The organism is Nitrospirillum guaranorum, from assembly GCF_034653275.1.
Taxonomy (GTDB): domain Bacteria; phylum Pseudomonadota; class Alphaproteobacteria; order Azospirillales; family Azospirillaceae; genus Nitrospirillum.
The window spans coordinates 1050417-1069017 of the sequence record NZ_JAYEES010000001.1 but is presented as its reverse complement, the minus strand read 5'-3'; the positions used below and the strand labels follow the sequence as shown (position 1 = coordinate 1069017).

The window sequence follows — 18601 nt, the reverse complement described above, 5'->3', positions numbered from 1 at the left end:
GATGAGGATGGCCTATCCCCGCCTCTGGCCCCTGCTGGCCGTCTGGGCCGCCCTGCTGGCGCTGCTGGGCCTGACCGTCGGCGCCAGCCTGGTGCTGACCGGCACGCCCAGCCTGGTGGCCAGCCTGGGCATCGCCACCGCCAAGGCGGCGCTGATCGCCTGGGTGTACATGCGACTGCGCCGTGAAGGCGGCCTCCTGCGCATCATGGCGCTGGGGGCCGCCTTCTGGCTGCTGATCTTGCTGGGCTATCTGGCGCTGGATTACCTGACGCGTTGAACGGCTGACGGACCGCCGGTCAGTGCTTGTGGGCCGTTCCCGGGGCGGCCATGCCGCGGTGCTGCTCCGCCAGCATCTCCGCCGGCATGATATTGGCCAGGGTCGCCTGCAGCTTGTTCTTCCAGCCGCTGACCACGTCGGCTTCGCCCTTCATCAGGGCGTCGAAGCCCTCCCGCGCGACCTTGGCCGGGTCGTCCTTCTTGGCCGTGCCCATTTCGGTATCCAGCAGCTCCGCACGGCGGAAGAAGTCGGTCTCCGTTGGCCCCGGCATGAGGCAGGAGACGGTGACGCCCGTGCCCTCCAGCTCATTGCGCAAGGCGTAGGCGAAGTTGTCCAGGAAGGCCTTGCTGGCGTTGTAGACGGCCTGGTAGCTGCCCGGGATGAAGCCGGCGATGGATCCGGTGATGAGGATGCGCCCGGAATTGAGCGCCCGCATGTCGCGACCCACCAGATGGATCAGATGCACGGTGCCGGTGACGTTGGTATCGATCACCCGTTTGGCCTTGATGAAGTTCTGGTCCAGGAAGCCTTTGCCCAGGCCCCGGCCGGCATTGGCGAACAGGGCGTCCACCGGTCGGCCCTGGGCCTGGATGGCGGCATACAGGGTGTCGACGCCGTCCAGCGTGGCGAGATCGGCCTGCACCGCCTCGACATGCGCGCCCAGGGCGCGGAAGGTCTCGGCGGCGTCATGGATTTCGGGTTCATCGGCGGCGACCACCAGGTCGAAGCCGTTCTGGGCGCACAGCTTGGCGAGTTCGTAGCCGATGCCGGTGGAGGCACCGGTGACGACGGCCAAAAGCCGCATGGGCGCGCGGGAAGCAGCCATGGCGTTTCTCCTTTTTTGGGGATGGGCACAGGGGGAGAGGATCAGGGCTTCATCACCACCTTGATGCAGCCGTCCTGCTTGTCGCGGAAGGTCTTGTAGAGTTCCGGCCCCTCCTCCAGCGACGCGCGGTGGGTGATGACGAAGGACGGGTCGATCTCCCCCTCCTCGATGCGGCGCAGAAGGTGGGGCAGGTAGCGCTGCACCGGCGTCTGGGCCATGCGGAAGGTCAGGCCCCGGTTGATGGCGGACCCCATGGGGATCTTGTCCAGCAGGCCGCCGTAGACGCCGACGATGGAGACGGTGCCGAAGTTGCGGCAGCACATGATGGCCTGGCGCAGCACGTGCGGCCGGTCCGTCCCCATGAAGGTCGCGACCTTGATGCGGTCGACCACGGCATCGAAGCCGCTGCCGATGTCGGGTTCCGTCCCCACGGCGTCGATGCAGGCGTCGGCACCCCGGCCCTGGGTCAGGTCCATGAGGCGGTCGTAGATGTCCTCCTCCTTGAAATCCAGGGTCATGGCGCCGCCCTGCCGGGCCAGTTCCAGCCGCTCCGGCACGTGGTCGATGGCGATGACCCGCTCCGCGCCCAGCAGGTAGGCGCTGCGGATGGCCATCTGCCCCACCGGGCCGCAACCCCAGATGGCGATGGTGTCGCCCGGCTGGATGTTGCAGAAATCGGCGGCCATATAGCCTGTGGGGAAGATGTCGGACAGGAACAGCGCCTGCTCGTCCGTCAGGCCGCCCGGCACCTTCAGCGGGCCGACATCGGCATAGGGCACCCTCAGGTATTCCGCCTGCCCGCCGCTATAGCCACCCAGCAGGTGCGAGTAGCCGAACAGGCCCGCCGGGGAATTGCCCCACAGTTTGGTCGCCTTGGCCTTGTCGGGGTTGGAGCGTTCGCAGGCCGAGTAATAGCCGCGCTTGCAGAAGAAGCACTCGCCGCAGGAAATGGTGAAGGGCACCACCACGCGGTCACCGACCTTCAGGTTGCCGACGCCGCTGCCGACCTCGACCACCTCCCCCATGGTTTCGTGGCCCAGCACGTCGCCGCTTTCCATGGAGGGGATGATGCCGTCGTACAGATGCACGTCCGAACCACAGATGGCGCAGGCCGTCACCTTGATGATGCAGTCGCGGGCGTGCTCGATCGTCGGATCGGGAACATGCTCGCAACGAACATCGCCCTTGCCGTGCCAGGTCAGCGCTTTCATGGGGTATCCCTTCCAAGGTCGATCACGGATTGAACGGGAAGACCTCTCCGGCGCCGCCGCGAGCGGGGTAGCGCCCGCCGCCAGGGACGGCGCGGGCTTCAGCGAGGGTGGTTCCCGAGTGCGGGATCAATCCGGACGGGACGGCGGGGTTCCGCTTATGGCGCGAAATTTTCCCCGGGGACGGCCGCGGTCAGGCCAGCGCCTTCTGCTTGGCCACCAAGGCCAGCATGGTGGCCATGAAGGCGTCCTGCCGCACCGGCTTGGTCAGTACCGGGACGCCTGGATATTTGGCCTGCATGCCGGGCGACAGCATCTGGCCGCTGTAGAAGAAAAAGGGAATGCCGCGTTCGGTCAGGATGTCGGCCACGGCTTCGGACGTTTCGCGCCCCAGCCGCACGTCCAGGATGGCGGCGGTCAGGCGGGGGTTGCGGGCGGCGACGATGGCCTGCGGCACGGTGGCGGCGCTGAGGATGTCGGCGCCGGCATCCCGGAAGGTTTCCTCCAGGTTGATGGCGATCATCACCTCGTCATCCGCGACCAGGATGCACATGCCGGCCAGCGGCAGCCCGGGATCAGCTGTCGTCCCCATCCTGCTCTTCCTCCTCCAGGTCGATTTCCATGGTGCACACCAGGCCCGCGGGCTCGAAAAGCCGGGTCACGGCGGCACCGGGCATACCCCGCTCAATCAAAACTCCGCCGAAGCCGTGATGTTCCGGCGGAACGACGGTGGGGCCGTCGAATTCCCGCCAGACCACCGTCAGGAAGGGGCGGCCCTCGCGGGTCACCTGGGTCCAGCCCAATTCCACCCGTCCCCCGGCGACGGAAAGGGCGCCGTACTTGGCGGCGTTGGTGGCCAGTTCGTGCAACACCAGGCCAAAGGGGGTGGCCAGGTGGGGTGGCAGCAGCACGTGGGCGCCCTCCAGGCGGAGGCGTTGCGGGTCGGCGCTGATATAGGCCGCCAGCTGGATCCGGGCCAGGGCCATCAACTCCGCCCCCTCCCACTGGCAATCGACCAGCAGGGTATGCGCCCGGGCCAGCGCGGTCAGGCGGCCCTCGAACAGGTCGACGAAGCGGTCGCTGGATCCGGCCGTGCGCAAGGTCTGCCGGGCCAGCGACTGCACCACCGCCAGGGTGTTGCCCACGCGATGGCGCAGTTCACCCAGCAGCAGGCGCTGGCGGCGTTCCCATTTCTTCCGGTCAGTGACGTCGCGCGTGCTTTCCAGCACCAGCCGCCGGCCGCCGACGCTGATCATCTCGATCTGGCTTTCCACCGTCAGCACCCGGCCGTCCTTGGTGGTGTGCCGCAACTCGCCACTCCAGGCGCCCTTTTCCGCCAGCGCCTGGCGCACGGTGTCGAAGCTGCCGTCCACCAGCGTCGACCGCAGCAGCGCCGCCACCTCCTGGCCCTTGGCCTCCTCGCGGGAATAGCCGTACAGCTCCTCGCTGCCCCGGTTCCACTGGACGATGCCGTCGTCGTACTCCCAGACGAAGATGGGCGCGCGGGAGAATTCCACCAAGCGCATTTCCTGCTTCAGCCGCGCCTCGCTGTCGCGCAGGGCCTCTTCCACCCGGCGGCGCTCGGTGATGTCGAAGAATGTCACCACCACGCCGTCGATGCGGTCGTCCACCGTGCGGTAGGGCCGGATGCGGACCAGGTACCAGCCGCCGCCCCGGCTTTGCACCTCATGCTCCAGCAGCGTCAGCTCCCGCAGCACGGCGTGGGCGTGGTCCGCCAGCTGGTCGTAATCCAGCTGGTGCGTGAAGTCGGTGATGGGCCGGCCCGCGTCGGTGGCGGTGATGTTGAACAGCTCGGTCACGCGGGGCGTGAAGCGCTTGATGCGCAGCGAGGGATCCAGGAACAGGGTGCCGAAGTCCGCCGCCGCCATCAGGTTCTGCAGGTCGCTGTGCGCGCGGGACACGCTGGCCAGCTTCTGCTTCAACTCATTATTGACGGTCTGCAACTCCTCATTGGTGGATTGCAGCTCTTCCTTGCTGGTCTCCAGCTCTTCGGAGGTCGAGCGGTATTCCTCGTTGATGGACTGCAGTTCCTCGTTGGCGGCCCGCAACTCCTCGTTCGTCGCTTCCGACTCCTCCCGCGTCGCCCTCAGGCGGTTTTGCGCCAGCTGCAATTCCTCCTGCAACTGGCGGATGGTCTCGTTGGATGGCTCGCGGCTCTGGCCGCCCTCATCCCCGTCGTCATCCGCCCGCACCGTCTCTCCCTCGATGAACAGCACCAGGGCGTAGCGGCTGGGGTCGCCCTCCTCCAGAACCGGTTTCACCTGCAGATAGACGCGCTGGGGCTGGCCTTCGAATTTCACCACCAGCGGGCGGGTCAGCGTCGCCTCCTTCCGGTCGAAGGCGCGGTGCAACGCCGCCTCGAGGTCGAAGCGCAACTCGGGCCGCACCATGTCGGTGGCCACCGTGGTGACGGGCCCGCCGGACGGCTGCAGGAAGCGGCCGGCGGTTTCGGACAGATGGATGGCGCGGTGCGTCTCATCCACCAGCATGCTGGGCGGCGCCACGCGTTCCAGCATCTGGCGGTGCAGGGCCACGTCGCCGCCCGGGCCCAGGGGCCGATGCGCGGGCGCCCCACGGCTGGGTGCCGCATGGTGGGTGCTGGGCATGATGGGCAGGGCCGTCCGCCTTTCCCCGGTGTTGGGGATCATGCGGTAGATGCGCGCGTCGCGGTCCAGGGCCCGGAACAGGCCGGGAGGATGGTCGGCGTTCTCCGACGCGCCCAGGAACAGGAAGCCGCCGGGGTTCAGCGCGTAGTGGAAGGTGGTGCAGACCTGATGCTGCAGTTCCCGGTCCAGATAGATCAGCAGGTTGCGGCAGGACACCATGTCCACCCGGGCGAAGGGCGGGTCGCGCAGAATGCTGTGGCTGGCGAACATGACGGTGTCGCGCAACTCCCGCCGCACTCGGTAATGGTCGCCCTCGCGCTGGAAGTAGCGGCGCAAATGCTCCTCGGGCACGTCCTGCTCGATCGTCAGGGGAAAGCACCCCTCCCGGGCGATCACCAGCGCGTCGGCGTCCAGGTCGGAGCCGAAGACCTGGATTTCGGGCCGGAAGTCACGCCGCGCCGCCTCCTCCAGCAGCAGGATGCCAATGGTGTAGGCCTCCTCGCCCGTGGCGCAGGCGGGGACCCAGATGCGGATGGTGTTGGCCGCCTCCTTCCCCTCGAACAACTGGGGAATCACCAGGGCCGCCAATTGGTCAAAGGCCCGCTTGTCGCGGAAGAAGGTGGTGACCGAGATCAGGAAGTCGGTGAACAGGGCATGGGCCTCGTCCGCGTGCTCCCGTAGGTAGGTGTAATACTGGCTCAGCGTCTCCTGCTGCGTGACCTGCATGCGCCGGGTGATGCGACGGGCGATGGTGGCGCGCTTGTACTGGCTGAAATCATGGCCCACCCGCACCCGCACATGGGCCAGGATGCGGCGCATCATGTTCTCGTCGTCGTCCGGCGCGGTCGGCACCTCGCCGTCTTTCCGGTTCCGCAACAACTCCGCCAGCTGCCGGGCCAGGTCGCGCACGGGCAGGACGAAGTCGGCGGCGTCGGTGGCGATGGCGTTGCGGGGCATGGAGGCGAATTCCGCCTCGTCCGGGTCCTGCACCAGGACGATGCCGCCCACCTCCTTGATGGCCCGCACGCCCACGGCACCGTCGGCCCCGGCACCCGTCAGGATGACGGCGAAGCCGTCGCTGTGCTGCGCCGCCAGCGACCGGAAGAACAGGTCGATGGGCGCCCGCTTGGCCCGGGGCTCGTCAAACGACAGGGCCGAGATCATGTGGTCGGCGATGTTCAGCGCGCTGTCCGGGGCGATGACATAGACGTGGTTGTTGCGCAGGTGCACCCGGTCGGTGACCTGCGAGACCGGCATGCGGGTGCGGGTCGCCAGGATCTTGGCCAGTTCGCTGCGCCGTTCGGGATTCAGATGGATCACGACGACGAAGGCGGCGTTGGGCTCGTCGGGCAATGCCTCGAACAAGGCCTGCAACGCCTTGACCCCGCCCGCCGACGCCCCGATGCCGACGATCGGCGGATCGGTTTCCAACTCCACATGCCCCTCCAACGCCCTTGCCTCACTGCGCGGGCTGATCAATCCAACCTTCCGCGCGCGCTCTTATAAACCATTGAAACCGCGTGCCGAGCACCGCCCGGCGCCCTGTGAGGAACGCAGCCCAAGCTATGCCGCGCAAGGACGAAAAAGGAACTATGCCCATCGCCGGCCCTCAATTCCCGAGGGTATAGGCCCGCACATAGTCACCGATCTTGGTGCCAAAGGAACCGTGACCGCCGTCGACGGTGACAATGTATTGCCGACCGCCCTGCTCGTAGGACATGGGGGTCGACTGGCCGCCGGCGGGCAGCCGGTCCTGCCACAGCAGCCGGCCGTCGGAGATGTCGAAGGCCCGGATGGCATAGTCCATGGTGGAGGTCAGGAACACCACGCCGCCGGCCGTCACCAGCGGGCCGCCCAGCATGGGCACGCCCAGTTCCAGGGGCACCGGCAGGGGCGCCATGTCGCGGATGGTGCCCACGCGGTGGCGCCACACCACGGTGTTGGTCCGCAGATCGATGGCCGCCAGCTCGCCCCAGGGCGGCTGCAGGCAAGGGATACCCAACGGCGACAGGAAGACACCCAGGCTGGCGCCGAAGGGCGTGCCGTACATGGGCTGCACGCCCAGTTCCGTTCCCGGCGGATGCTGGCCGTTGGGTGCCGCCGGGTTGTCCTTGCCGCGCGGCACCAGGCGGGAGACGAAGGGGATGGACATGGGGTTGGCGATGGCGACCTGCCGCCGGGGATCGATGGCGATACCCCCCCATTCGAACATGCCGAGATCCCCGGGGAAAACCAGCGTGCCCTGCAGCGACGGCGGGGTGAACGGCCCCTCATACCGCAGGCGCTTGAACAGGATGCGGCAGGCGAGCTGGTCGAACATCGTGCCGCCCCACATCCGCGCGCCGGTCAGCTTGTCGCGCGGCCGGAAGCTCAGCCTAGAGGCCGGCTGCGTCGGGGACAGCCGGTCGCCGGGGGCGGGCCCCTGGGGAACCGGCACCTCGGGCGCCGGCACGATCAGGTGCCCGTCCCGGCGGTCCAGCACGAAGATGTTGCCGGTCTTGGCGGGGACATAGATGGCCGGCACGGGCCCGGCCGGCGCCGCCACGTCCACGAGGCTGGGCTGGGCCGGGACGTCCATGTCCCAGACATCGTGATGCACGTTCTGGTACGACCAGCGCAGCCTGCCTGAGGCGATTTCCAGCGCCACCAGTGCGCTGTCATAGCGTTCCTGCGCCGGCGTGCGGTTGCCGCCCCAGATATCGGGCGAGGACGAGCCCAGCGGCACATAGACCAGGCCCAATCCCTCGTCCACCGCCGACACGATCCAGGAATTGGGGCTGCCGGCGGTGAAATGATGGGTGGCCGACGGCATCTCGTTGGGGTCGGGGTTGCCGGCGTCGAAGGCCCAGAGCAAGCGGCCGCTGTAGACGTCGAATCCCCGGATGACACCGGACGGCACCTTGCCGGAGTAATTGTCGATGACGGCGCCGCCCATGATCAGCACCTTGTCGGTCACCGCCGGCGGGGATGTGCCCTGGTAGAACCCAACCTGCTTCACCTCGCTGCCGCGCTTCAGGTCGATCTGGCCGTGGTCGCCGAAGCCGTCGCAGGGCTTGCCCGTTTCCCCATCCAGGGCGAACAGCCGGCCGTCATCGGTGGGCAGGTAGATGCGGGTTGGGCATTCGACCGGGGCCGGCGCGCCCTCCGCCGTCGTGGCCCCGGGCCGCGTGCGGTGGAAGGCCACGCCGCGGCAGGTCATGTGCTGGAAGCCTGGATTGCGCTGGATCTGCGGGTCGAACTTCCAGCGCAGCGCGCCCGTGGCGGCGTCCAGGGCGAAAACGATCTGGTGCGGGGAACAGGTGTAAAGCAGGTCGCCCACCTTCAGGGGCGTCACCTCGGTGGTGATCTCGCCGGGGTCGTTGGGGCCGGGCAGGTCGCCGGTGCGGAACTGCCAGGCCAGCTTGAGGCGCCCGACATTCCCGGGGGTGATCTGGGCCAGGTCGGAATAGCGGTCGCCCCGGCCGCTGCCGCCATAGGCTGGCCAATCGGCCGCCGCCTGGTCGGGGGCGGACGGCTCAAGTCCCACGGGCCGCACCGCTCCCTCGATGGCGTGCCGGTCGCGCGCCAGGGCGATGCCGACCACCACCACGGCCAGGACCAGCACCCCGCCCAGCGCCAGGACCGGCCCCCTTCCCGCCGGCACCAGCCCGCGGGTGATGAAGGGCAGCATCAGCCAGACACCCAGGGGGACCAGGACGTCCCCGCGCGGGGCCAGGGCCCAGAAATCGAACCCCACCTCCCAGACCGCCCAGGCCATGGTGGCCAGCACCAGGGCTGCATGCAGCCACAAGGCGGCCGCCCGGCGGCGCCATAGCAGAACAGCGACAGCCAGCAACGCGGCACCGGCGATGGCGTAGTATGGGCTGCCGCGCAGCGCCACCAGCCAGCCGCCCCCGATCAGCAGATAGAGGCCGAACAGCGCGACCAGCACCGCGGTGGCCACGGTCAGGCGCCGGTCCCAGGCTGGGCTCATGGCAGGGACTTTCCGGCCTGGACCTTGGCGAAGTGCAGGGTCAGCCACACGCCCGTCAGCAGCGCGCCCAGCGCCAGCACCGCGAAATCAGGCGTCAGCACCGCCATCACCGGACGCACCGACCAAAGCAGCAGACCGGCGACGATGTTGGCGAAGCCCCACAGGAAATTCACCAGGGGTGGGCTGTCGCCGGCGCCGGGCGGCTTGGCGAAGGGGGTGGGAAACGGGCGTCCGTGCAGGCCGGCGACCAGATGGGGAATGCCGTTGCACAGGAAGGCCCCGGCGAAAAACAGGGCGATGTAGTCCATGGCGGCATGGCCTCCGCTAAGGGCGACGTCCACCGGCGTGAGTCCGGGGATCACGCCCGCCGGCCCACAATCCGCCGTAACGGGAGAAGGTTCCGGAACGGCAGGCCGCCCTTAGGGCTGGGTACCCAACGCGGCCATCAGCGGGCGTGCCTGGAAGACCGTCTTCAGGCAAATGCGGGTGGAAAAGGTCTTGACGCCCGGCAGGCGCGACAGCTCCGTCCGCAGCAGCTGGTCCAGCGCCTCGACATCCCGCAGGGCCACCCGCAGGACGTAATCGAACGGCCCGGCCGTGGTATGGCATTCAAGCACGGCGGGAACCTGGGCGATGGCCTCCTCGAACGCCTGGTGGCGTCCCAGGTCGATGGCCACATCCACGAAGGCCAGCAGCGGCAGGCCCACGCGGGACCGGTCAAGCTCCGCCCGGTATCCCGTGATCACGCCGCCGTCCTCCAGGGCCTGCACCCGGTTCCAGCACGGCGTCTTGGACAGGCCCACCGTCTCCGCGATCTGGGCGAAGGACGCGCGCCCGCTGGTTTCCAGGATGGTCAGCAGGCGCTGGTCGATCGCATCCATCATCATTCTTCCTTTTCCTGTATTTGAGGAACGTTGTTCTGAATACCCCGCAAACACAAGCCATTTCATGACAATGTTCCCCGTCGAACCCAGTATGATCAGCTAACGGAAACCTCAAGGAGATCTCGGGAAATGCCCCTGGACCGCGCCGCCTGCGCCGCACTGGATCGCGACGATCCGCTGGCCGAATTCCGTGACGCGTTCGAGATCGCCGACGGCGTCATCTACCTTGACGGGAATTCGCTGGGCGCCCTGCCCAAGGCCACGCGGCAGCGCCTGGCCGACGTGGTGGCGCGGGAATGGGGGGGAACTGATCTGCGGCTGGAACACCGCCGGGTGGATCACCCTGCCCCAGCGCGTCGGCGCCGGCATCGCCTCCCTCATCGGGGCGGAGGCGGATGAGGTCATCGCGGCGGACTCCACCTCCGTCAACCTGTTCAAGCTGGCGACGGCAGCCCTGGCCCTGCGGCCCGGCCGCCGGGTGATCGTGACGGAGCCGGGCAACTTCCCCACCGACCTCTACATCCTGCAGGGCGTGCGCGATCTGCTGGGCGAGCGGGTCGAACTGCGGGTGGTGGAGCCTGACCGCATCGAACAGGCCCTTGATGCGGACACCGCCCTGCTGCTGCTGACCCAGGTGCATTACAAGACGGGCCGCATCCATGACATGGCCCGGCTGACGGCCAAGGCCCATGCCGCCGGGGCGCTGGCCCTGTGGGATCTGTCGCACAGCGCCGGCGCCATCGATGTCGATCTCAACGCGGCGGACGCCGACCTGGCCGTCGGTTGCGGTTACAAATACCTGAACGGCGGCCCGGGGGCGCCGGCCTTCCTGTACGCGGCCCGGCGCCACCAGGCGCAATTGCGCTCCCCCCTCTCCGGCTGGATGGGGCATGCCACCCCCTTCGCCTTCGGCGACGACTATGCGCCGGCCCCCGGCATCGAGCGCATGCTGTGCGGCACGCCGCCCATCCTGGGGCTGGCGGCGCTGGAAGTCGGCGTCGGCATCATGGCCCGTGCCGATCGCCACGCGGTGCGCGCCAAGTCCATGGCGCTGGGCGACCTGTTCATCCGCCTGGTGGAACAGGAATGCCCGGGGCTGTTCACCCTGCATTCCCCCCGCGACGCCAAAGCCCGGGGCAGTCAGGTCAGCTTCGGCCATCCCGAGGGCTACGCCATCATGCAGGCGCTGATCGCCCGCGGGGTCATCGGCGACTTCCGCGCCCCGGATGTGATCCGCTTCGGCTTCGCCCCGCTCTATGTGCGCTATGTCGACGTCTACGACGCGGCGGCCCACCTGAAGGACATCATGGACAGCGGCGCCTGGCAGGATGCCGCCTATCAGACCCGTGGAGCCGTGACGTGACCGACATTTCCCGCCCCCATATCGCCGCCGTCGACCTGTCCGGCGAGGGGCTGCACACCGCCCCGCCCATGAGCTATGGCAGCTACCTGGGGTTGGAGCAGTTGCTGGCCGCCCAGCATCCCCGGTCCGGCGAGCATGACGAACTGCTGTTCATCATCATCCACCAGGCGTCCGAGCTTTGGATGAAGCTGTCGCTGCATGAGCTGCGCGCGGCATTGCGCCAGATCCAGGCGGATGACCTGGGGCCGGCCCTGAAGATGATCGCCCGCGTCAGCCGCATCCAGGCGCAGCTGATCCAGTCGTGGGAGGTGCTGTCCACCATGACGCCGGCGGACTACAGCCTGATCCGCCCCCACCTGGGGCAGAGCAGCGGCTTCCAGTCGTATCAATACCGCCACCTGGAATTCCTGCTGGGCAACAAGAATGCCGGCATGATGACGGTGCACCAGGGCGAACCGGCCGTCTTCGCGACCTTGGAAGAGAGCCTGAACGCCCCCAGCCTGTACGATGAGGCCCTGCGCCTGCTGGCCCGCCGGGGGTTCGACATCCCGCAAGGGAAGCTGGAACGTGATTTCGCCCAGCCCTACGTGCCGGACGCCCGGGTGCAGGCCGCCTGGCTGGCGGTCTACCAGGACCCGCACCGGCATTGGGAGCTGTATGATCTGGCGGAAAAGCTGGTGGATCTGGAATATCGCTTCCAACAATGGCGCTTCAGCCACATGAAGACGGTGGAGCGTATCATCGGCTTCAAGCCCGGCACCGGCGGCACCGGCGGCGTCAGCTACCTGGTCAAGGCGCTGAGCCTCAGCTTCTTCCCCGAACTGCTTTCCGTGAGGACGGCGCTATGACCCGCATCTGGGACATCACCCAGCCCATCCGCCCCGGCATCCCGGTGTGGCCCGGCGACACCGCCTATCAGGAGGAACGGGTGTGGGCCCTGGGGCCGGGCTGCCCCGTCAATGTCAGCCGGCTGACCCTGTCCACCCATACCGGCACCCACGCCGACGCCCCCCTGCACTATGACGCCGCCGGTTTGCCCATCGGCGCCGTCGACCTGGCCCCCTACCTGGGGCCCTGCCGCCTGATCCACGTCGTGGATGGCGAGGGGCCGGTCATGCCGCCGGAGGTGGCGGACCGCCTGGACGGCGCGCCGCCGCGCATCCTGCTGCGCACCTACCGGCGTTTCCCGCATGACGGCTGGGTCAGCGACTTCCGCGCGCTGGATGCCGCCACCATCGACCTGCTGGCCGCCCATGGCGTCCGGCTGATCGGCGTGGACGCCCCGTCACTGGATCCCGAGACGTCCAAGGACCTGCTGGCCCACAACGCCGTGCGGCGCAACGGCATGGCCATCCTGGAAGGGCTGGTGCTGGACGGCGTGCCCGAGGGCGACTACGAGCTGATCGCCCTGCCCCTCAAGCTGTCCCAGGCCGACGCCGCCCCGGCGCGCGCCATCCTGCGCGAGTTGCCGGCGGCGACCACGGCCTGACCAGGGGCGCCCTTTTTCAAGCAACCAAGAATGCGCCTGCACGGTGAACGCCGGCAGGCGCATTTTTTGTTCATGGCCCCGTTTCCTTTAGGACCCCAGGCGCCGATTGGCGAAACGGCGCCTTTCGGGTGAGTGGTCGCGGGCGCGTTTGCGCCATGTCAAATCCCCCCGTCTGTTTGCGCCAGCGCAAATTCGTGCTGGCCGTCCCCTGCTCCTGTGGCTGCCTCTTCATCGACAGCAGGAGACGCCCCCCATGGGCTCCTTCAGTATTTGGCATTGGCTGATCGTGGCGGGGATCACCCTGCTGCTGTTCGGCAACCGGCTGCCCCGCATGTTGGGCGACCTGGGCATCGGCATCCGCAATCTGAAAGCCGGCCTGGCGGAGGAAACGGACGCCTCCCCCAGCCGCCTGCCCCGGGACTGATCGCCATCAAGGCGCCCCTAGCCCCCCTCGCATCCTTCCGCCCCCAGGTAACACCATGACCGACCATACCCTGATCGTCGCGCGCGACGGCACCCTGACCCTGCACACCGCCCCGGCCATCCCCACGGATGGCGAGGTGTTGACCCTCACCGATTGCCCCGCCGACTGGACGGCCGAGGACGTGCTGGCGCTGGCGCGGGATTGCCGCCTACCCGCCCGCACGGCCAGCTTGGCCTTCGGTCGCCTCCTGGCCCGCCATCGCGGGTCTTGCTGCGGCGGCCACTGCGGCTGACCACCCTGCCTATCCCATTCCAACCCGGGAAACGCGCCATGCCCCTGCTGTCTCAAGAACCAGCTGCCGCCATCGCTTCGATGGATGAGTTGCTGGCCATTGCCCTGGCCATGGAGGAAGAGGCCGTGCGGCGCTATCTGATGCTGGCGGAGCGGCAACGGGGGGCGCCTGACCTCGCCGCCTTGTTCCAAAACTTGGCCGATGAGGAAGGCCATCACGTCGCGGCCGTCCTGCGCAGCGCCAACGGCCTGCTGGGGCACGCGCCGGTGGCCGCCCCCGTCCAATGGCATCTGCCGCCGGACATTGCCCGCTCTTGGAACGAGGTGGAGGCCAGTGTCCGCCTCAGCCCCTACAAGGCCCTGTCCATCGCCGTTCTGAATGAGGAACGGGCCTTCGCCTTCTATGCCTATGTCGCGGCCCACGCCGCCACCCCGGCGGTGGCCCAACAGGCGGAGGTGCTGGCGCGGGAGGAATTGCGCCACAGCGCGCAGCTGCGCCGGGCCCGCCGCCACGCCTACCACCAGGAACGGGGCACGCTCATCCCTCTGCCCACAGCCGACGACGCGGCGGGGCTGCGCGTCCTGGCCGACACGGTGGAGGCAGAGCTGGCGGCGACCACCGGCACCCAAAAGGTGGCGGCGGCGGAGCGTGCCGTGGACATCTATTCCCTGGCGCTGGATCGGATGGCGGACGAGGACGGCGTCGCATTGGCGCAAACCCTGTTGAAAACCGCCACCGAACGGTTGGTTTTCTTGGGCAACCATTCCTCAACCGGCGCTGAATAACATTCATTTTTACCACTTCTTTTTGACACAGCGCAAAGCTGCGCCTGTCCCAGCCCGGTAAAGCTTAACCCGTAGCCGGAACCGGAATGGTTCCCCCGCCCGCGAAGAACCGCCTTTAACGACATGCTGTCTTCCGCCCATCCCAATCGGCCTCGGCCGATCGCGCCCCCGCTTGCCCGTGTGGACCCTGGCCCCCCGCCCGGCCGCCCGCGGCGGCGAGGGGCATTGCCCGCTCTCTTGGCCGTGCTGTTGGCCTGCCTGATGCTGGCAGTAGGCAGTGTGGGGCATGCGGCGCCGTCGCCCACCACCAGCCACTTGGCGGACTATCTGGGCCAGGCCGATGCCGGCGCGCTGGTCCCCGGCGCCGATCATTTCGGCCCGGCGCGGGGCGCGCCGCCGGTGGTTCCGGCGATGGCCGGCGGCACGGTGGTGGGCTACGTCTACCTGAACAGCGATGTGGTCAACGCCGCCGGTTATTCCGGCCGCCCCATCTCCATCCTCATCGGCATCGACGCCAACGCCCGCATCACCGGCGCCAAGCTGGTGGACCATCATGAACCCATCGTGCTGGTCGGCATTCCCGTGGCCAAGATCGACCATTTCATCCAGGGCTATGTCGGTCGCACGGTGGCGGAGATGACGGCCGACACCGGGGGCAAGCCGCCGGTGGACATCGTGTCCGGCGCCACGGTGACCGTCATGGTCATCGGCGACACCATCACCCGCTCCGCCATCAAGGTGGCGCATGCCCTGGGCCTGGGCGGCCTGGGCAAGGAGGGGGACGCGTTGGCCGACGCGGCGCGCCCGGTGGTCAATGCCGGCCTGGCCGGCAGCGCCGACTGGAACACCCTGTTGGGCGACGGATTTGTCCGCCACCTGCTGCTGCCGGTGGGCCAGGTCAACGAGGCCTTCCGCCAGGCGGGCGGCCCCGGCGCCACCGCACGGCCGGAACCCGGCCCCGATGACGACACCTTCATCGACCTGTATGCCACCATCGCCACCCTGCCGATGGTGGGCCGCAGCCTGCTGGGCGAGGACGGCTACCAGCGCCTGACCAGCGCCCTGAAGCCCGGGCAGCAGGCCATCATCGTCGCCGGTACCGGTCGCTATTCCTTCAAAGGCTCCGGCTACGTCCGTGGCGGCATTTTCGACCGGATCGAGCTGATCCAGGGCGAGAACACCATCCGTTTCCACGACCGCAACCATACCCGTCTGGGGTCACTGGCCGGCGACGCCCCGGACTTTCCCGACATCGGCCTGTTCACCATCCCCGACGGCAGCACCTTCGACGCCGCCCAGCCCTGGCGGCTGCGCCTGCTGGTCCAGCGCCAGGTGGCCAGCCTGGACAAGGCCTTCATCACGTTCGACCTCGACTACGCGCCACCGCAGAAATACCTGAGCGTGCCGGCGCCCAAGGCGGCCGCGCCCACGGCAACGGCGGCCGGGACGCCCACCACCGGTGGCCAATTGTGGCGCCGCATGTGGGCGGGCGACCGGGTGGGCCTAGTGCTGCTGGCCGTGCTCCTGGCCGTGGTGACGGGCATCTTCTTCTTCCAGCACGAGTTGGTGCGCCGGCCCGTCCTCTATGACCGCGTGCGCTTGGGTGTGTTGGCCGCCTCCCTCTTCTGGCTGGGCTGGTGGAAGCACGCGCAGCTGTCCGTGGTCAACATCCTGACCTTCTTCAACGCGCTGCGCACCGACTTCAGTTGGGATTACTTCCTGATGGAGCCGCTGCTGTTCGTGCTGTGGTTCGCCGTGGCCGCGTCCCTGCTGTTCTGGGGCCGGGGCGCCTTCTGCGGCTGGCTGTGCCCCTTCGGCGCGCTGCAGGAACTGACCAACCGCCTGGGCAAGCGCTTCAAGGTCCGCCAAATCAAGGTGCCGTTCAGCGTCCACCAGCGCCTGTGGCCCATCAAGTACGTGACCTTCCTGATCCTGTTCGGCCTGTCGCTGAACGAGCTGGCCATGGCGGAAAAGGCGGCGGAGGTGGAACCGTTCAAGACGGCCATCGTGCTGATCTTCTGGCGGTCCTGGCCCTTCGTCGTGTTTGCCGTGGCGCTGCTGCTGGCTAACCTGTTCATCGAACGCTTCTTCTGCCGCTACCTGTGCCCGCTGGGGGCGGCGCTGGCCATCCCCGCCCGGCTGCGCATGTTCGATTGGCTGCGCCGCTACCGCGAATGCGGCAACCCCTGCCAGCGCTGCGGCAACGAATGCCCGGTGCAGGCCATCCACCCCGAGGGCCACATCAATCCCAACGAATGCATCCAGTGCCTGCACTGCCAGCTGCTGTACCACCACGACCAGAAATGCCCGGTGATGATCCAGCGTCGCCTGAAGCGCGAGCGCCAGGCCGGCATGGCCGTTCCCGGCCCCCTTCCCCCGCCCCGCCCAAGGCGGCACCGCAAGTCGCACCGCAGGCGACACCCCAGCGCGGAACGCAGGCGGAGTGACCTTCCCACCCCGATTTCCGGACCACCAAGCAGAGAAGATCCTGAGATGTCGAACGAAGATCCGAACACAGTCCCAGCCGCCAACAGCAACGGCGAGGCGTCGCCAAGCCTCAGCCGTCGCGGGCTGATCGGCGGGTCGGCCAAGGCGGCGCTGGCCGCCGCCGCCGTGGGTGCCGTGGGCACCGGCGGCGCCCTGGTGGGTGCCGGCACCAGCCATGCCGCACCCGCGGCCCCCAAGAACAAGGTCGAGGTGAAGCCCGGCGACCTCGACGAGTATTACGTCTTCGCCTCCGGCGGCCAGTCGGGCGAGATTCGGATCCTGGGCATGCCGTCGATGCGCGAACTGATGCGCATCCCGGTCTTCAACCGCTGCTCCGCCACCGGCTGGGGCCTGACCAACGAGTCCAGGAAGATCCTGACCGAGGGCCTGACGCCGGAGACCAAGAAATTCCTGGCCAACCGGGGCGGCCTGTACCAGAACGGCGACGCGCACCACCCGCACATGTCGTTCACCAACGGCACCTACGACGGCCGTTACATCTACATCAACGACAAGGCCAACACCCGCGTCGCCCGCATCCGCTGCGACATCATGAAGTGCGACAAGATCATCGAGATCCCGAACGCGCACGACATCCACGGCCTGCGTCCGCAGAAATACCCGCGCACCGGCTATGTCTTCGCCAACAGCGAACACCGCGCCCCCCTGGTGAACGACGGCAGCGTGCTGGATGAGCCCAAGAAGTACGGCTGCGTCTTCACCGCCATCGACGGCGACGCCATGAAGGTGTCCTGGCAGGTGCTGGTGGACGGCAACCTGGACAATTGCGACGCCGACTACCAGGGCAAGTACGCCTTCTCCACCTGCTACAACTCCGAGGAAGGCACGACGCTGGCCGACATGACCGCCAGCACCGAGGACTGGGCTGTCGTCTTCGACATCAAGCGCATCGAAGAGGCGGTGAAGAAGGGCGACTGCAAGGTCATCAACGGCGTGCCGGTGGTCGATGGCCGCCACGGCTCGCGCTACACCCGCTACATCCCTGTGCCCAACAACCCGCACGGCTGCAACGTGGCGCCGGACGGCATCCACGTCGTCTTCAACGGCAAGCTGTCGCCCACCGTCACCGTCATCGACGTGCGCAAGCTGGACGATCTGTTCGCCGACAAGATCAAGCCGCGCGACGTGGTGGTGGCGGAGCCGCAGGTGGGCCTGGGGCCCCTGCACACCGCCTTCGACGGCCGGGGCAACGCCTACACCACCGTCTTCCTGGACAGCCAGTTGGTGAAGTGGGACCTGGAAAAGGCCAAGCGCGCCTTCAAGGGCGAGAAGGTCGATCCCATCATCCAGAAGCTGGATGTGCAGTACCAGCCGGGCCACAACCACTCCTCCATGGGCGAGACCAAGGAGGCGGATGGCAAGTGGCTGATGTCGCTGAACAAGTTCTCCAAGGACCGTTTCCTGAACGTCGGCCCGCTGAAGCCCGAGAACGACCAGTTGATCGACATCTCCGGCGACAAGATGGCCGTGGTCCACGACGGCCCCAGCTTCGCCGAGCCGCACGACGCCATGATCGTCCACCGGTCCAAGGTGAACCCCATCAGCGTCTACAAGCGTGACGACCCGATGTGGGAAGAGGCGCGGCAGTGGGCCAAGAAGGATGGCGTGGAACTGGAATCCGCCGCCAACGTAATCCGCGACGGCAAGAAGGTCCGCGTCTACATGTATTCCGTGGCACCGGCCTACAGCCTGGACAAGTTCGAGGTGAACCAGGGTGACGAGGTCACCGTCTTCATCACCAACATGGACGATGTCGACGACCTGACCCATGGCTTCACCCTGTCGGGCCATGGCATCGCCATGGAAATCGGGCCGCAGGCGACGGCGTCCGTCACCTTCACCGCGGACCGGCCGGGCGTGCACTGGTATTACTGCCAGTGGTTCTGCCATGCCCTGCACATGGAAATGGTGGGCCGCATGCTGGTCCACCCGGCCAAGGCCTGAC

General features: G+C 67.9%; 15 protein-coding genes. 8 read left to right on the top strand and 7 right to left on the bottom strand.

The features are described 5' to 3' along the window. Positions 1–7 precede the first annotated feature (7 nt). A complete protein-coding gene (locus tag UAJ10_RS04285; protein WP_322914123.1) occupies positions 8–277 on the top strand; it encodes a cytochrome C oxidase subunit IV family protein in 270 nt (89 codons plus the stop codon). 19 nt (positions 278–296) lie between these two features. On the opposite strand, the gene UAJ10_RS04280 is transcribed toward UAJ10_RS04285, so the two are convergent. The 7 genes from UAJ10_RS04280 to UAJ10_RS04250 form a co-directional block, all read right to left on the bottom strand. Continuing rightward, complete coding sequence (locus UAJ10_RS04280) at positions 297–1103, bottom strand: SDR family NAD(P)-dependent oxidoreductase (RefSeq protein ID WP_322914122.1); 807 nt, start codon at positions 1101–1103, stop codon at positions 297–299. Positions 1104–1144: 41 nt separating this feature from the next. After that, positions 1145–2314 (bottom strand): zinc-dependent alcohol dehydrogenase, encoded by a 1170-nt coding sequence (locus UAJ10_RS04275; protein ID WP_322914121.1) that lies wholly within the window; start codon positions 2312–2314, stop codon positions 1145–1147. A gap of 190 nt (positions 2315–2504) precedes the next feature. Further along, on the bottom strand, positions 2505–2903 hold the full coding sequence (locus UAJ10_RS04270) for a response regulator (RefSeq protein ID WP_322914120.1): 399 nt from the start codon (positions 2901–2903) through the stop codon (positions 2505–2507). Then, the gene (locus tag UAJ10_RS04265; protein ID WP_322914119.1) at positions 2887–6375 is read right to left on the bottom strand and encodes a chemotaxis protein CheB; all 3489 of its coding nucleotides are present in this window, start codon (positions 6373–6375) and stop codon (positions 2887–2889) included. Before UAJ10_RS04265 ends, UAJ10_RS04270 begins: the two co-directional genes overlap by 17 nt. A gap of 172 nt (positions 6376–6547) precedes the next feature. Continuing rightward, positions 6548–8911 (bottom strand): membrane-bound PQQ-dependent dehydrogenase, glucose/quinate/shikimate family, encoded by a 2364-nt coding sequence (locus tag UAJ10_RS04260; protein WP_322914118.1) that lies wholly within the window; start codon positions 8909–8911, stop codon positions 6548–6550. Beyond that, complete coding sequence (locus tag UAJ10_RS04255) at positions 8908–9219, bottom strand: hypothetical protein (RefSeq protein WP_322914117.1); 312 nt, start codon at positions 9217–9219, stop codon at positions 8908–8910. The genes UAJ10_RS04260 and UAJ10_RS04255 overlap by 4 nt, the downstream gene beginning before the upstream one ends. A gap of 111 nt (positions 9220–9330) precedes the next feature. Further along, complete coding sequence (locus UAJ10_RS04250) at positions 9331–9798, bottom strand: Lrp/AsnC family transcriptional regulator (protein WP_322914116.1); 468 nt, start codon at positions 9796–9798, stop codon at positions 9331–9333. A 223-nt stretch (positions 9799–10021) separates the two neighbouring features. Between UAJ10_RS04250 and kynU the strand changes: the two genes are divergently transcribed. From kynU to nosZ, 7 genes are all read left to right on the top strand, one after another. Continuing rightward, positions 10022–11158, top strand: coding sequence for a kynureninase (gene kynU, locus UAJ10_RS04245; protein WP_322914115.1), 1137 nt, complete (start codon positions 10022–10024; stop codon positions 11156–11158). After that, the gene (kynA, locus tag UAJ10_RS04240; RefSeq protein WP_322914114.1) at positions 11155–12006 is read left to right on the top strand and encodes a tryptophan 2,3-dioxygenase; all 852 of its coding nucleotides are present in this window, start codon (positions 11155–11157) and stop codon (positions 12004–12006) included. Before kynU ends, kynA begins: the two co-directional genes overlap by 4 nt. Continuing rightward, positions 12003–12647, top strand: coding sequence for an arylformamidase (gene kynB, locus UAJ10_RS04235; RefSeq protein WP_322914113.1), 645 nt, complete (start codon positions 12003–12005; stop codon positions 12645–12647). The genes kynA and kynB overlap by 4 nt, the downstream gene beginning before the upstream one ends. Positions 12648–12900: 253 nt before the next feature. Further along, a complete protein-coding gene (locus tag UAJ10_RS04230; RefSeq protein ID WP_322914112.1) occupies positions 12901–13071 on the top strand; it encodes a twin-arginine translocase TatA/TatE family subunit in 171 nt (56 codons plus the stop codon). A 55-nt stretch (positions 13072–13126) separates the two neighbouring features. Continuing rightward, positions 13127–13363 carry a hypothetical protein gene (locus UAJ10_RS04225; protein WP_322914111.1) on the top strand — a complete coding sequence of 79 codons (237 nt, stop codon included), beginning with the start codon at positions 13127–13129 and terminating at the stop codon, positions 13361–13363. A 38-nt stretch (positions 13364–13401) separates the two neighbouring features. Then, positions 13402–14148 (top strand): ferritin family protein, encoded by a 747-nt coding sequence (locus UAJ10_RS04220; protein ID WP_322914110.1) that lies wholly within the window; start codon positions 13402–13404, stop codon positions 14146–14148. 225 nt (positions 14149–14373) lie between these two features. Then, positions 14374–18600, top strand: a complete 4227-nt coding sequence (nosZ, locus tag UAJ10_RS04215) for a TAT-dependent nitrous-oxide reductase (RefSeq protein ID WP_322914109.1) — start codon at positions 14374–14376, stop codon at positions 18598–18600. The last annotated feature ends 1 nt before the right edge of the window (position 18601 follow it).

What these genes read in the sequence shown, in the direction of transcription:
- UAJ10_RS04270 (WP_322914120.1), bottom strand. Translation starts at nt 2,903, where the DNA reads ATGGGGACGACAGCTGATCCCGGGCTGCCGCTGGCCGGCATGTGCATC.
- UAJ10_RS04260 (WP_322914118.1), bottom strand. Translation starts at nt 8,911, where the DNA reads ATGAGCCCAGCCTGGGACCGGCGCCTGACCGTGGCCACCGCGGTGCTG.
- kynB (WP_322914113.1), top strand. Translation starts at nt 12,003, where the DNA reads ATGACCCGCATCTGGGACATCACCCAGCCCATCCGCCCCGGCATCCCG.
- UAJ10_RS04280 (WP_322914122.1), bottom strand. Translation starts at nt 1,103, where the DNA reads ATGGCTGCTTCCCGCGCGCCCATGCGGCTTTTGGCCGTCGTCACCGGT.
- UAJ10_RS04255 (WP_322914117.1), bottom strand. Translation starts at nt 9,219, where the DNA reads ATGGACTACATCGCCCTGTTTTTCGCCGGGGCCTTCCTGTGCAACGGC.
- UAJ10_RS04250 (WP_322914116.1), bottom strand. Translation starts at nt 9,798, where the DNA reads ATGATGATGGATGCGATCGACCAGCGCCTGCTGACCATCCTGGAAACC.
- UAJ10_RS04220 (WP_322914110.1), top strand. Translation starts at nt 13,402, where the DNA reads ATGCCCCTGCTGTCTCAAGAACCAGCTGCCGCCATCGCTTCGATGGAT.
- UAJ10_RS04285 (WP_322914123.1), top strand. Translation starts at nt 8, where the DNA reads ATGGCCTATCCCCGCCTCTGGCCCCTGCTGGCCGTCTGGGCCGCCCTG.
- UAJ10_RS04275 (WP_322914121.1), bottom strand. Translation starts at nt 2,314, where the DNA reads ATGAAAGCGCTGACCTGGCACGGCAAGGGCGATGTTCGTTGCGAGCAT.
- UAJ10_RS04225 (WP_322914111.1), top strand. Translation starts at nt 13,127, where the DNA reads ATGACCGACCATACCCTGATCGTCGCGCGCGACGGCACCCTGACCCTG.
- UAJ10_RS04230 (WP_322914112.1), top strand. Translation starts at nt 12,901, where the DNA reads ATGGGCTCCTTCAGTATTTGGCATTGGCTGATCGTGGCGGGGATCACC.